Origin of the sequence: Gordonia liuliyuniae, from assembly GCF_021738805.1 — a bacterium.
GTDB lineage: Bacteria > Actinomycetota > Actinomycetes > Mycobacteriales > Mycobacteriaceae > Gordonia > Gordonia liuliyuniae.
Map to the genome: position 1 here is coordinate 101,321 of NZ_JAKKOR010000012.1, position 13,170 is coordinate 114,490.

Here is a 13,170-nt window from a genome sequence, read left to right on the forward strand (position 1 = left end):
GCTCACAGACCCAGCACGGTCACCGCGTTCCCGATCAGCGGCGCGCTCTCGCGGACGTACCGGGTGACCATCGCCGGTGTCCGGTGGCCGGTCTGCCTCATGATCGCGTGGTGATCCGCTCCAGCCCGCGCGGCCTGCGTCACGAACCCTGCCCGCAGCGAGTGCCCGCCCAGGCGCTCGACCGTTTCCGGCTCGAACCCGGCCCTCGACGCTCTCCGTCTGATGACCGCGTGGATACCTGCGCCCGACAACGGACCCTCCGACAGCACGCCGTTGCGGCACGACCGGAACAGCGGTGCGCGGCGGTCGAGCTTCGGCGCGCGTGAACGGCACACATGCCGGCTCCCGAACGGCGGAGCGCCGGTGACGAGTCTGATCACGGCGTCCTTGCCGCCGTCATCGAACGCGGAAACCGTTGCAGCCCAACGCACGAACGCGCACGCGGGACAGCGCAGCGGATCTTTCGTTCGCGGCAGCGGGTACGTGCCGCCCTCGCCGAGCTGGTCCGTCTTGCTCTTGCGCAAGTGCACGTGCACGCCATCAGCGGCGTGGAGCTCAACGTCGGCGCCGCTGAGTCCGCTGAGTTCGCTGCGGCGGAACGCGCCGGCGAACCCCATCAACAGCAGCGCCGAGTCTCGTCGCTCGCAGACCTCGCTGGCCCAGCCGGTTACCTGTTCACGGGCCGTCGTGACGAGCAGCACCACATCATCGGTGAGCAGCGGAGTCCGGGGCCGCCGTGGCCTGTCACCGCGCGCGGCGTACTGCCGACTGATCCCGCTTATCGTCTGGCGCACCAACTCATGCGCCGCCGGGTTCGGGTCCAGCCCGGCTCGGCGGTGCCGATCGAAGATCGCCGCGCACCACTTGCCGAGACTCATCGTAGAGTACGCCCTCTCCCCGTTCTCGGTGACCGTCTCGGCGGCGTCGACGAGGTACGCGGCGACGGTTGCGGGGTGCGCCGGCAGCGCCTCGTGCCCGTTGGTGCGGCACCACCACTCGAACCGTCGCCACGAACTCTTGTATGCGCGGCGGGTTCCCTCCGACTGGCTGTCGATCGTGGCCACGCGGATCCGCTCCACCACGTCGACGGGGAGATCCGGCGGCTGCGCGGCGGCTGTCACTGCGGGAAGGATCATGGGCGGGAAGGTAGGCCCGACACCCCGGCGAATCGGTGTGCGGCGCGGCTACCGACCCCAGGATCAGCCGCCTCGACCCGCGGGATCCAATCGATTTCCATCCCGTTTCCCCAGTTCACTGGCCTGCCATGTGCGGGAAGTAGAACGGATCAGGGACTACGGCTGCACCAGCAATCGGCGCAGTCTAACGTCACCTGCGCACCACGGCGGACTCGCTTGGAGCACCTGGCGTACTACCCTGAACCCGGCGACGCACTCTGCACCGTGCCCCTCAACACGATTTCCTACCTGCCGCAAGTCGTCACGTGGCGGGCGCGCCGAAATTCGGGCGCGCAAGAACGAGCGTTGACCACGAGCGAGCGTCGGAAGACTTCGGATGGAGAGCGGATCGGAGCCTTATGCCAGAGTCCAAGAGTATGCAGGACCGCGCGCACAACTCGATCGGATCTTCCGAGAGCGGGGCGCTCAATCGAGTTGAGCGGCCAGGGCCTGCTTCCCGCCCGACAAGTCGTCAACCAACGTGGCCGCGTAATCAATGTCGGGCAACGACCCTTGGGCACTGCGCAACAGAATTGGTGGGTGATGCATGAGCCGCGGCACACGTGGGATGCCTCGCGCACAGAGGGAGACCAGGATCCTTGACGCTGCGGTCGAGGAGTTCGGCCGCAGCGCGTATGCGGGGGCGACTGTACTGTCGATTGCTTCGGCAGCCGATGTGTCGAAGCCATTGGTCCTGCAGTATTTCGGGTCCAAGGAAGATCTGTTTATTGCGTGCGTTACCAGAGCAGGGACGAATCTGTCGGCTCGGATCGATGCAGTGCTCGCTGCTGGGGAGCCGACTCTGACGCTAGCGGCCGATACCCTCGCCGCGATCTTCATCGCCCTTGAGAACCGACCTCACGACTGGACGATTCTGCATGACCGGACCGTCGATCGGGGGTCCGCAGCGCACCTGGCGGCCCGCGTTCAACGCAACGTGATTTCCGCACAGGCAGGCCGGGGTGTGTTGGCGCTGATGGCTGCAGCGCCGGGTCCCGTCGAGGTCGACGATGCCGCTGTCCTGTCCGAAATCTGGATTGGGATCGTCACCTCGATGGTGCAGTGGTGGTTGCGGCACCCCGATCAGACCGCCACGCAGATGACCGACCGGTCCTACCGAATAATCCAGACTGTGACACGCCTGGCTGCGGCCTCGAACGCCTCCAGAACTCGTACGCCGTGACCACCGATTGCCCAGGCCACCGCGAATCCGGGATGTGGGCGAGCTCCTAGGCTTGGGCCGCGGCGAGCTCAAGCTTGTACTGCAACACGGGCGCGTCACATTGTCCGCCGACTCGAAGTATCCCATCGCCCAGCAGGTCTTCCCAGGCGAGGCGCGCCCCAAGACGCAGGCACAGTCACGAGATCGATCGGACCATCAGGCAAGCGCTGAACCTTGCGACGCTCCGCTAGGCGAGCCGGTGACTGCCGATGTACTCGACGTAGCCGACGCCGGCGATGTCCTTGCCGCGGAACCGACCGGTGTAGCGGTAGCTCCCCGCATACCCTCCACCCATCCCGTAGCGGTAGTCACCATTAGATACGCCGTGGATCTCGATGACCTGGTCGCTGTTGTCGTCGTCGACGCTCCAGGTGAAGTCGGTGCCCAGGTGCATGGAGATCCCGTTTGGTGTGATGCGAGCCGACGACTCAAGCCGGTGAACGTCGAACCGGTAGTTGTTCTCGTAAGTATTGCCATGGTCATCGAGCGACCGAACGTAGACCGCGCGCTGCATCGGGAGCCCCTTCGGACCGAGCACCTCCACCATCAGCACCTGTGTGGCCTCGTCGACATTGAGGATGTGGTACGTGAAGAAGGAGAATGGGAGTGCCACATTGGCTCCACGCGCGTACTCAAGGGTAGATAGCCCCGAGATCTCGGTGGTGTTGCCCGCATATGTGATTGCGCCTTCGTACCGGCAGAGTAGCGACCAGTGGTCGTAGAGGCCGCCGCGCAACTTCACGAAGTGCGCGATCTTGTCGGTTGCGCTGACCGACAGGTCGACCTCGAACTCCGGGTTCCGGTACGCAACAGTGAAATCCGGGTAGCGCCCCGTCCAGGTCAAGTCGGCGCCGAACTCGATGACGCTGGAATCCGGGGCGAGATTGAGGTCCCGTCCGACCTGGTAGCCGCGGAACTGATCAGTGAACTCCACACCAGTGCCCACAAGAAGGTTCGCGGTATCGGAGGGCGTGGTCTCGACCAGCTGACGGTTACGCCAGAGCTTGATCTTGGGCTGGCCGACGACCAGGATCAAGTCAAGAAAGTGGAACGGGGCCGGCAGGTTCGGCAGCATCATCCCGTAGTGCACAGACGAATAGCGTCCACGCGGCGGATGGAACGGCGTTGACGAGCCGAAAGGGGCACCTCGCAACGCATACGACTCGTTTGCCAATCGTTGAGCTATCCGAACTGCTGTCTGACCTAAGCTCATGCCAATCCTCTGCTCACGCGTTGGTTCGATGAATGGTTCAGCCTCGGCAAGCCGAAGTGACCTTCCGGTAATATAGCCCACCGGGCTGAGGCTGAAGAATACTGGCGCAGCCCCTGGTCACTGCGTTGAGTCACTCCATTGCATCCCTCCTACCGCGCACCGCCGCCAAACAAGCGGTCGAGACCACCACCGTTTCCCCAGCTCACCGGCTTGCCATGTGCGGGAACTGAAATTCTCGTCGGCTCGCGCGCATCCATCGCGAGTGACTACGCAGGTGCGCCGGCAGGGCGCGACCGCGAGATCACGAGCTGGGTGAACGTGGGTGCAGGAGAGGGAATCAGACGCGGGGTGCGGGGGCGCAGTCGAGCATCGTTCGCCGTGATCAACCCGGTGATCGGTCCGCGCGAAGTGGCGCGCGGCCCTCAGACCGCGCGCCGAGAGCTGCGCACTAGTTTTGTATCTGGAGGTACATAACCTGGTAACCTGACCCGCATGGGCCGACCTAGGAAGTTCGACACGGACGCTGCGACGGACGCCGCGGTGGACGTGTTCTGGACGCGCGGATTCGCCGGCGCCACACCCGCAGCACTCGAAGAGAGCATGGGGATCACACGCAGCAGCCTCTACAACTCCTTCGGCAGCAAGTCCGACCTGTATCTGAGGGCGCTCGAACGGTACATTCGCGACGAGTCTGCGCAGATCATTGCTCTCTTGGATCAGCCCGGCGACGTTTTGCCCCGGCTACGCGCGGCGATTGATCGCGTCGTTGAGCTCTCGCTGCTCGATGCCGAACAGCGAGGCTGCATGGTCACTAACGCGGCGATCGAACGCGCACGGGACGACGAGCAGGTGCGCACACTGTTGGCGCAGGCCGTTGACGACCAGGCCGCGGCGTTCAGCCGAGCAATCGCACGCGGGCAGCTCACCGGCGAGATCAACGCCGCCGTCGACAACACCGCGATGGGCAACCTCCTGGTCGCGACGCTCAACGGAATCCGAGTGCTCGCGCGCATCGACCCTTCACCGACGCGGCTCACCGCTCTGGCCAGTGCGGCCTTGCGCGGGCTCTGACCACTACCCATCAACGATCGAGGAGAGATCCATGGATTTGAAACTGACCGGCAAGACCGCGGTAGTCACCGGCGCCAGCAAGGGAATCGGATTGGAGACGGCCCGGCTGCTGGCCAAGGAGGGCGCCACGGTACACGGGATCGCCCGAACCGCACCTGCCCCGGTTACCGGGGTCTCTTTCCTGTCCCGAGACCTTACGGACGAGGCCGCGGCTACGGACCTCGCCGAACTAGTCGGGCCGGTGGACATTCTGGTCAACAATCTGGGTGCGGTGCTGCCCCGGAGTATGTACGCCGGCGGGTTCCTCGCGATTGACGTCACTGCCTGGCGCGCGACCTTCGAGCTGAACCTGTTCGCCACGGTGCGGGTGACCCAGGCATTCCTCCCGTCGCTGCTGTCCCGCCGGGGCGTGGTGGTCAACGTTTCGTCGATCGGGGCGCGGGCGGCCTACCAGCCGGTCGACTACGGTGCGGCCAAGGCCGCTCTGACGAACATGAGCAAGGCGCTGTCGGAGGAGTTCGGCGATAGGGGGCTCAGGTCGGTCACTGTCACACCGGGGCCGACGCGGACCGCGAACTGGGCTGACCCGAACGGTTACGCCGGACACCTCGCAGAGCAAGCGGGGGTGTCCCTGGACGAGTTCGTCCAGGCCGTGCCCGATGCGATGTCGATCGCCTCGGGGCGGCTCAGCGAGCCCGCGGAGACCGCTGCACTCATCGCCTTCCTGGCATCACCGCGAGCGGCTAACCTCACAGGAGCCGACTTCATCGCTGACGGAGGCACACTCAAGGCCGTGTGAAGTGCGCGTCGAGCACTGAGCGACACCAGGCGGCGTGAGACCTGCGACCGGTGCCGTGCGGCCGGCCCTGACAGAGTGGCGGCTACTCAGACAGATGAGGAGCGGGAATCCCCCGCCAGGCCCGCTGCGCTGGAGCGGAGGAGAAGTGCCAGCGCGATCACGGGGAACAGGAACAGCCAGAGGTTGGGGGCCCACCAGGCCGGATCGAACTCGCCCCGAATCGCCCAGAAGTTCACGGCCATCAGCCCGGCGGCCGAGGTCAGAGCGAGCGAGACTAACATCAGCCCGTGCCCGGCGGGATGTCCCCTTCGGGACATGAGGATGCTGGCCAGACCGGTGGAGATCGCGAAAAGGTCCAGGCCGAGGAACGACCAGTTCCAGTCCTGCATGACAGCTCCACCGTCGACTGAGACGATCCCGGCGGCCGTGGCGATCCAGTATGCGAGGAACCCGAGATCGGTCCAGAGCATGATCGACTTCAGTCGCCGCGTCAGCCGTTCGCTGTTCCGATGCTCAGGCATTGGTCGCCTCCTCCACGAGCGCTTCAAGCCTGGCGCGGAGCAGCGATCCAGTTCGGTCGTCAGGCTGAGCGAGGTCGGCGAACGCCGCGAGCCACCATCCGTCCATGGTGAGCCTGATCAGCGTGGCGGTGACCGGGTCGATGCCGTCTGCGTCGAGCATCGATTGCCAGCGGGCGAAGTGCCGACGGAGGATGGCCAGCATGCTCGAGTCGACAGCGACCGCGGCGACCAGCGCGGCCGCAATCTGCCCCGAGTCGTGGCCGGGCAACGCCGCTGCGATGTAGGCGCGGGTCTTGGCCCCCGGCTCATGGTCGGCGCCGTCCAGGGCCTCGTCGAAGCCGACGACCGCGTGGTCGACGAGCGCCTCGAGCAAGTCCTGTTTGGACGCGAAGTGGTATCGGAGACCGCCAACGCTGAGGCCGGCCTCTTGTGCGACGCGGCTGATCGTGAAGGCCTCGACCCCGTCCCGCAGCAATGTCGTCGCGGCTGCTTCGAGGATGCCGTTGCGCACGGCGGGTGTCTGCTTATGCATGATTTTACTATACCGCACGTGCGGTACAGTAAACAGTCGTGCGGAAACGGGGACGGAGGACGCAGATGCAGGCATAGTTGATGCTCGGTGGGGCGATCTTGCTAGAGGTCACCGGCACCCTGTCGCTCAAGGCATCGGAGGGGCTCACCCGCTGGCCATGGGTGATCCCCGTGGCGATCGGCTACCTCGGCGCGTTCGCTCTCCTGGCCCAGGTACTCAGACTCGGCATGCCTGTCGGCGCCGCGTATTCGACGTGGGCAGGAGCCGGCGTCGCACTGACAGCACTTCTGGGATGGGCGATCTACTAGGAACGGTTGGCCTGGACCATGATCGCGGGGCTCGTCCTCATCGCTGCCGGGCACTGATCGGGCTGGGCAGCAGCGCAGAGTGAGGATCTCAGGCCACCGAGAGTGAGGCGGTATGTGTGGGTCCGACCCACCTCGTCGTGCAGCCTCAAAGGCTCGGATCGTGAACACGATCCCGTGGCGCCGAGGTGGGAGGTGCACGTGGCGGTCGAAGTCACGCCTGCGCGGAAGGAGATAATCGAGATGGATCGATGGGATGTCGATGTCCTGTACTGCCGACGTGCCCGAGCAAGCACGCTCGTTCCCAGGCGCTTGAACAATGCCACCAGCCGGACCACCTCGACCGCCGGGTTCGAGCTGGCCCCGCCCCAGGCCCGCCGGAACCATCCGCGACAACCGTCTCCAGCCGCGTTAGTCCCGCGCACAATCCTTGGGTGCCGGATCGGTCAGGGCCAGCATCGCGAACGACGTACCCACCAAGTCAAAGAGCCGACTGTCTCGGTCGTCAGGGATCGCCTCCGCGACGAACGCCACAGGTGGTGCGATCTTGCTGCCTCGTGTCTCGCTCCAGGGCAGGTAACAGATCGGTTAAGGCGACGAACTGTTGGGCCAGCCGCGGTCTGCCACTTCTTCGATGCAGAGGCTACAAATGAGCTCACGCGCCGAGCTGCCGCGCGACCCGTCGCACCGACTCCAGCAGGATCCAGTTCATGCGTCTCAGGTTGATCGTCCTCTACGTCACGGAATCGGCTCTCGACCGCGCCGCGTGTCCCGCCTTGAGCGAAAGTGTGACGCACCCTTGAGCACAAGAGGTGGGCTGGGGCCGAACTCGCCAACAACGCCTAGCAGGCTATTGAACTCGTACCGTGGTGCCCTAACCTCGCGAGGAGTAGCTGGGCAACGACCCGGTCGTGGGTCAGGTCCTGGTGCCCGACGTGTGCGCGCGGACATACCTCTTGCACGAACACGTTGTCTACTCCTGGTTCCCGGATGAACTGAGACTTCGGCGGTGTGACGATCAGATCATTTCGTGAGGCGATGACGAAGTACTCGATGCCCGGCTGTGCGATCGGGCCACGAGTGAGCTTGCGCACGAACGCCGACCCCTCTTCCATGTCTACGCAGGCGGGGCAGAACACTCCCATCGCCGCATCGGTAGTGGCACGGTTCGGCGTGCCCGCTGGTACCAGGCGATTAAGCCCACTCAAGGTCGTGCCATGAGTCAACGGTGCCAGCAGGATCATGGAGTCCACTGTCGAGGCTCCGCCTAGGTACTTCGCGTAGTACTCACCGATCATCGCACCTTGCGAGTGGCCGACATAGGTGACCTTCTTCGCCCCGGTCCGCGCTTTCACGTTCGCGATGAAGTCTGCGACGTGCCGGGCTGAGGCTCTCACATCGCCGAATCCTTTGACCTGGCCGCCTGTCACCGGGTGCCCGCCGTAGTCGGGCGCGAAGACGCAGTATCCAAGCTTGACGAGCAACGGTGCGTAGTCCGCCCAGTCCTGCTTGTCCGCGGCGGTGCCGTGCACGAGAACCAGCGGGGCTGGGTGAGGGCTGTCCGGCTTACAACCCCAGTCGTTGACCTGCGCCATTGATGGCGCAGGCAGTTGGAAGCGAGTCTGGGCGGTGGCAGGAAACGTGGTGAAAGCGAGTACGCCGGCAACTGCAAGCGCGGCGACCGCAAGGCGTCTAAGCGAGGTGGTCATGAGTGATCCTTGATGGTGACGGTAACGGGCTTGTTTCCGCTGGCGGTGATCTGAATGCGGTTGTCGGTGAGGCCATTAGTTACTGTGCCTCCGTCGACAGTGATGGCTGGTCCGTGCTTGTAGTGCAGCGGGCTCACGAAGATCTCGGTTGGGGCATCGGCATTGCCGGGCTCGTAGGTGTAGGTGAAGTCGCCAGTGTTGGTGTCGAACCGCAGGCGCTTCGGGATCCCGGCGGTTGCCTGCGGGTACGTGCGGACCAGACGTCGGAGTTTGTCCTTCTTCGTGCTCTGCAAATCACTATCGTCTACGAAGAGACCTTGGTCGCCGTCGGCGGTTGTCGGGTCGCCCCACTTCTTGTATGCCCAGTGCATCCACCCCATCAGATGCCGATCCGCCACGTCGGCGTCGATGCCGATCGCCGTGGTGTTGTCGGTGGCCCCCCACTCGGACATCAAGGTGGTGGCATTCATTCTGCGTCCCTGATCGAGCGCGTGCTGATTCCGGTCGGTACTAAACGAGCGACATCCCTGCATGTTCCCCGCGGGAAGCCCTTGGGACTCGGCGAAGACGTCAGGGCAGTAGTTGTGCCAGGAGAATCCGAGGTTCTGCTCGCCGTCGACTGGTGTGAAGAACGTGTCCAGGCGTTGTCCGCCGGCGAACTGCTGGGGTTCGAACCAAACGATGTTGTTCGGGTCAACGGTGCGCACGGCCCGCAATGCCTTCTCGAAGGCGGGTTGGAGTTCGTTGCGATAGGTATCAGGGCACCCATCGATCAGGCAGGTCATTCCTTCAATTCCCGCCCAGGGCTCATTCATCAGGTCATACCCCATTGAGTATGGCTGGTCCTTGTATCGGTTCGCGGTGATCGCCCATGCGCGAGCGAACTGGTCGAGCACTCCGTTCTTGTTGGCCCAGAAGTTGTCGTACACGGTCGAAAGCTCCGGCATCCAGTACCCCATGGGGAAAGGAGCGGACGCGATCGCGGACCGTGCAAACGGTTCGGGGCGGTGCGTTGCCCAGTCGGGTGCTCCCTCGCCGCCGTACTTCTCGTGCCACATGTCCTGGTGGAAGTCGAATTGCATCCAGATCCTGCGTTCGGCAAGTGCATTCACCACCGGCTGCCAGCGGTCCAGATACGAGGGATCCTCGACTCCCGGCCTATCGGGGGTGACGCCAGTCCAGAGGGTACCTAGTCGCGCCCCGTTGAACCCGTGATCGTAGAGCCATTCGGCGTCCTTGTCGGTGAAGCCCTGCGCCGTGGGCGGCGGAACATACGGCTTGTGCTTCCACACCAGATTCAGGCCATGAACGAGAACCACCCGTCCGAACTGGTCGACCATCCACCGACCATCGCGCCGCAGTTGAGGAACGGCCGAACCATCGGCAGCCGCAGGACCGACCACCAGCACAATAGCCCCGGCACTAAGAACAGCGACAAGCAGTAGACGGACGGCCACCAGGGCCACTCGGCACCCACCGAGACGCACGCGAGTTCGTGTATTCCAAGCTGTCGGACGCTGCATTGCTTCTCCTAGAGTCATCGCACCACTCGCACTTGCGCGGGCGGTCGAGCACCGCGACACCAGTGCCGTGACCTCCCCGGTCAAATCTCTGCGGTACACACAGTGCGGTAGCGGTTGCGGGCTCGTGCGACTCACCCTGACGGAACACTCCGGAGTAGGCCGCGTTGTCAGGTGTCGACGTTTGGTCGAATCCACATCGGAACGGTAGCCCCGGACCAACCAGGTTTGCAAGACATTCCTTGCAGAATTGTCCGTACGATGAGCCTGTGGCAAGCGATACGCGAGGGAGAATCATCGAGGCGGCGGCGCGCTTGTTCGCCGAACGTGGCGTTACCGGAACGACAGTCACTGCCATCGAACAAGAGTCTGGGCTGGCAGCTGGCAAGGGAAGCTTCTATCGACACTTCTCGAACAAGTCAGCGTTACTCGAGGAGGTGCTCGATCAACTCATCACACACGCCGCCGAAGCCAAGGAGTCGGCTCAATGTCTCGAGGAGTCATGCGATCAACTGCCGTCATACCTGCGCGCAGACCTCAGACACCTAACTGGAATCCGTCACCTAGTTGCCGTCCTAGCAGCCTCGCGCGATAACGCCCGCGTCCGCGAACGCATCGGAGAAGCACTCGTCGACGGCGGTATCGCTAACGAATCAGTAGCCCTGGTGTCCCGCATCTCAGCAGCATCTCCGGCAAGTGAGGACCCCGCGGCCTCGGCAGCTGTGATGATATCGGCAATGATCGGATATGCCTTGACCACCGAGTTCTTCGGGAGACCGCCCGGTGACATCGAAGCTGACCGATTCACCGACACTCTCGCCCGAATCCTGATCGGACAACACCCGCCGACTCCTGCCGCGTGAACCGGCCACGACAGGCAGCGCATTCCCGCACAACACGCAAATGGTGCCAGGCGGAGCGACCAAGGGGCGAACGCGCTGCGCCGGATCGTGAGCGACGTGCCGCATCACTGCGTACGGTGAAGCCATGTCAGGCATGGACCTGGCGTTCCTCCCCTACTCCGACCCTTCCCTAGGGCTGTACATCCGTGGGTAGGTGGCCCAGGCCAGCCGGCGGTCCCGCTCGGGATCCTCGACCACACGCGTGTGGGTGTCGAAGACCAGGGTGTCGCGTTCGGTCGCGGTGTAGCGAGGCCATGACGAGAGAGGTTCGCCGTGATGCGCGATGTTGATCCAGTGACCTTGTACCTGTTCGGTCACGGCACGAAGATTCTTGCGCCCGCCGAGTGCGGTCAGCGCCCACCCTGCCGGAGAACGGTCGAGCCCGAACACTGCGATCATCTCCGACGTGTGAGTTGCACCGAATCCCAGAAGGTTCAGAGTTCGCGGAGCAAAGTCGTAGCGATAGGTGTAAGTGGGCGCGTACCGACTGTGCCCCTCCACCGTCGCGACCAGTGGGCGCAGGAACGTGTAATCGGCCCCCATGCATACGGCCGCCCGCTTGGGCGAGTATTCGGTGTAGTGCTTCGCAATACTGTCGAGGGGCACCGAATCCGAAGTCGCGAACATCCGTCTCAGCTTCGCATCAGTGGTCGGTATCGCATCGAGGACTTTCGAGAAGAACGACCCCTCGTTGCGGTTTCTACCGATGATCAGTGGGACGCGGTGGGCGGTGCCGTCAGCGAACGCGTCGAAAGGGTGGGATGGCAGGTAGTCGCCGTCGACGACCGGCGCGAGCGTCCACTCTCCGGGCTTGTTCACCAGCCGTCCCCGGGCGACTTCACTAACAGCACGACGCAGCCGCTGAGGGGGCGCGAACCGCAAAGTCTCCGCCGCCTCCCCCACACGGATGCCCAGGGCGGCAATGCAACCGCGGGCGATGTCCGCTGCCGTGTCGGCATCGTGAGCCCAATCTACCGGCGCACTCTGCGCTATCCCTCTATGAAACAGACCGTCCGCAGCCGGCGTGGCGAACAACGTCGTGACAGCCGCACCGCCCGCGGACTCACCGAAGATCGTGACATTGTCCGGATCACCACCGAAGGCAGCGATATTGCGTTGCACCCATTGGAGTGCGGCAACCTGGTCTCGCACTCCCAGGTTCGAATCGATCGGACCGTCGGCTGTTGCGAACGGGGTGAAGTCGATGTAACCGAACGCGTTGAGCCGATAGTTGAGCGACACGAAGACCACGTCACCGCGGGCCGCCAAGTTGTTCCCGTGGTACATGTCCATGGCCGAGCACCCGAAGAAGTAGCCGCCACCGTGAATAAACACCATGACCGGCCGCAGCTCACCACTGGAGTTGGCGGGCGCTGTGACGTTGATCGTGAGGCAGTCTTCGCTCTGCGGCTGGATCACGAAGGCCCCAGCTCGAGACCCGGATGCGTGCTGTACCGCTGCGTCACCGTAGGTCGTGCCGTCACGCACGCCACTCCATGGCTGAACCGGCTGGGGAGCCCGGAACCGCCATCGCCCGACCGGCGGGGAGGCGTACGGAATCCCGAGCCACCGATTCACATCACCGCTACGGCGGCCACGCACCACCCCCTCGGCGGTGGATACTTCCAGCGATGCGTCCATCTCCTTCCCCCTGCCATGTCGAGGATCAGCTCGCACGGGGCACCTCCCCGTTCGCATCGGACATGATGACCGTGGTGAGCCGCCGCATGTACTCGATCAGCTGCGCACGTTCGCTAGATGTGAATATCTGCGCGGCGCGCAGCTGCCGTCCCCTTAACTCGACACGGTGGCGGCCAAGTAGCTCCGCGCCCTCGACAGTCAGACTGACCAGGACCCGCCGCTCGTCTTCCTGTGATCGACGCCGCGTGAGGATGCCCTTGGATTCGAGCTGCTGGAGCATGCGGGTGGCCGTGGGGATCGTGACGCCCGACTTGCCGGCAAGTTGACCAACGGCGAGCGCATCTTCCGGCGACGAGAGTGGATCAAGGAGCGCAATCTGCGCTTGAGAGAGGCCGCCGCTGCTGTGCGCTGTGCGCGCCTTCCGCATAGCTAGATAGAGCGCGTCTGCCGCCTGTGCCATGCCTTCGGGCTCCCCCGTTGCGACGCTCCGGTATTCGTTTCGTTCCACGACGAGAAGATTAGCAGCCTATTGCTTAGTTAGCTAACTGTTAGTGTGCTTT

Annotated in this window: 13 protein-coding genes; 5 read left to right on the forward strand and 8 right to left on the reverse strand. The window is 64.1% G+C overall.

What is annotated here, in order from left to right; translation table 11 throughout:
* Nucleotides 1-2 precede the first annotated feature (2 nt).
* Nucleotides 3-1,136: a site-specific integrase gene (locus L5G33_RS16385; protein WP_236999232.1), complete on the reverse strand. Its 1,134-nt coding sequence runs from the start codon at nucleotides 1,134-1,136 to the stop codon at nucleotides 3-5.
* Between the two features lie 586 nt (nucleotides 1,137-1,722).
* Here L5G33_RS16385 and L5G33_RS16390 point away from each other — a divergent pair.
* A complete protein-coding gene (locus tag L5G33_RS16390; protein WP_236999233.1) occupies nucleotides 1,723-2,358 on the forward strand; it encodes a TetR/AcrR family transcriptional regulator in 636 nt (211 codons plus the stop codon).
* Nucleotides 2,359-2,584: 226 nt separating this feature from the next.
* Here L5G33_RS16390 and L5G33_RS16395 read toward each other — a convergent pair whose 3' ends face one another.
* On the reverse strand, nucleotides 2,585-3,487 hold the full coding sequence (locus L5G33_RS16395; RefSeq protein WP_236999234.1) for a DUF6670 family protein: 903 nt from the start codon (nucleotides 3,485-3,487) through the stop codon (nucleotides 2,585-2,587).
* A gap of 615 nt (nucleotides 3,488-4,102) precedes the next feature.
* Between L5G33_RS16395 and L5G33_RS16400 the strand changes: the two genes are divergently transcribed.
* Both L5G33_RS16400 and L5G33_RS16405 read left to right on the forward strand, forming a co-directional pair.
* The gene (locus L5G33_RS16400) at nucleotides 4,103-4,681 is read left to right on the forward strand and encodes a TetR/AcrR family transcriptional regulator (RefSeq protein ID WP_236999235.1); all 579 of its coding nucleotides are present in this window, start codon (nucleotides 4,103-4,105) and stop codon (nucleotides 4,679-4,681) included.
* A 31-nt stretch (nucleotides 4,682-4,712) separates the two neighbouring features.
* Nucleotides 4,713-5,480: an SDR family oxidoreductase gene (locus tag L5G33_RS16405; RefSeq protein ID WP_236999236.1), complete on the forward strand. Its 768-nt coding sequence runs from the start codon at nucleotides 4,713-4,715 to the stop codon at nucleotides 5,478-5,480.
* An 86-nt stretch (nucleotides 5,481-5,566) separates the two neighbouring features.
* On the opposite strand, the gene L5G33_RS16410 is transcribed toward L5G33_RS16405, so the two are convergent.
* Both L5G33_RS16410 and L5G33_RS16415 read right to left on the reverse strand, forming a co-directional pair.
* A complete protein-coding gene (locus L5G33_RS16410; RefSeq protein WP_236999237.1) occupies nucleotides 5,567-6,001 on the reverse strand; it encodes a DUF5360 family protein in 435 nt (144 codons plus the stop codon).
* Complete coding sequence (locus L5G33_RS16415; RefSeq protein ID WP_236999238.1) at nucleotides 5,994-6,533, reverse strand: TetR/AcrR family transcriptional regulator; 540 nt, start codon at nucleotides 6,531-6,533, stop codon at nucleotides 5,994-5,996. The genes L5G33_RS16410 and L5G33_RS16415 overlap by 8 nt, the downstream gene beginning before the upstream one ends.
* An 80-nt stretch (nucleotides 6,534-6,613) precedes the next feature.
* Between L5G33_RS16415 and L5G33_RS16420 the strand changes: the two genes are divergently transcribed.
* On the forward strand, nucleotides 6,614-6,841 hold the full coding sequence (locus L5G33_RS16420; RefSeq protein ID WP_372476927.1) for a DMT family transporter: 228 nt from the start codon (nucleotides 6,614-6,616) through the stop codon (nucleotides 6,839-6,841).
* Nucleotides 6,842-7,680: 839 nt separating this feature from the next.
* Here the strand turns inward: L5G33_RS16420 and L5G33_RS16425 are convergent.
* A complete protein-coding gene (locus L5G33_RS16425; protein ID WP_236999239.1) occupies nucleotides 7,681-8,547 on the reverse strand; it encodes a lipase family alpha/beta hydrolase in 867 nt (288 codons plus the stop codon).
* Nucleotides 8,544-10,013: a cellulase family glycosylhydrolase gene (locus L5G33_RS16430; protein WP_236999240.1), complete on the reverse strand. Its 1,470-nt coding sequence runs from the start codon at nucleotides 10,011-10,013 to the stop codon at nucleotides 8,544-8,546. The genes L5G33_RS16425 and L5G33_RS16430 overlap by 4 nt, the downstream gene beginning before the upstream one ends.
* A 323-nt stretch (nucleotides 10,014-10,336) precedes the next feature.
* Between L5G33_RS16430 and L5G33_RS16435 the strand changes: the two genes are divergently transcribed.
* Entirely contained in the window at nucleotides 10,337-10,930 is a 594-nt protein-coding gene (locus tag L5G33_RS16435) for a TetR/AcrR family transcriptional regulator (protein WP_236999241.1), read from the forward strand.
* A gap of 153 nt (nucleotides 10,931-11,083) precedes the next feature.
* On the opposite strand, the gene L5G33_RS16440 is transcribed toward L5G33_RS16435, so the two are convergent.
* Together L5G33_RS16440 and L5G33_RS16445 are read right to left on the reverse strand one after the other, a co-directional pair.
* On the reverse strand, nucleotides 11,084-12,610 hold the full coding sequence (locus tag L5G33_RS16440) for a carboxylesterase/lipase family protein (protein WP_236999242.1): 1,527 nt from the start codon (nucleotides 12,608-12,610) through the stop codon (nucleotides 11,084-11,086).
* A gap of 25 nt (nucleotides 12,611-12,635) precedes the next feature.
* Nucleotides 12,636-13,118, reverse strand: a complete 483-nt coding sequence (locus L5G33_RS16445; RefSeq protein WP_236999243.1) for a MarR family winged helix-turn-helix transcriptional regulator — start codon at nucleotides 13,116-13,118, stop codon at nucleotides 12,636-12,638.
* Between the last annotated feature and the right edge of the window lie 52 nt (nucleotides 13,119-13,170).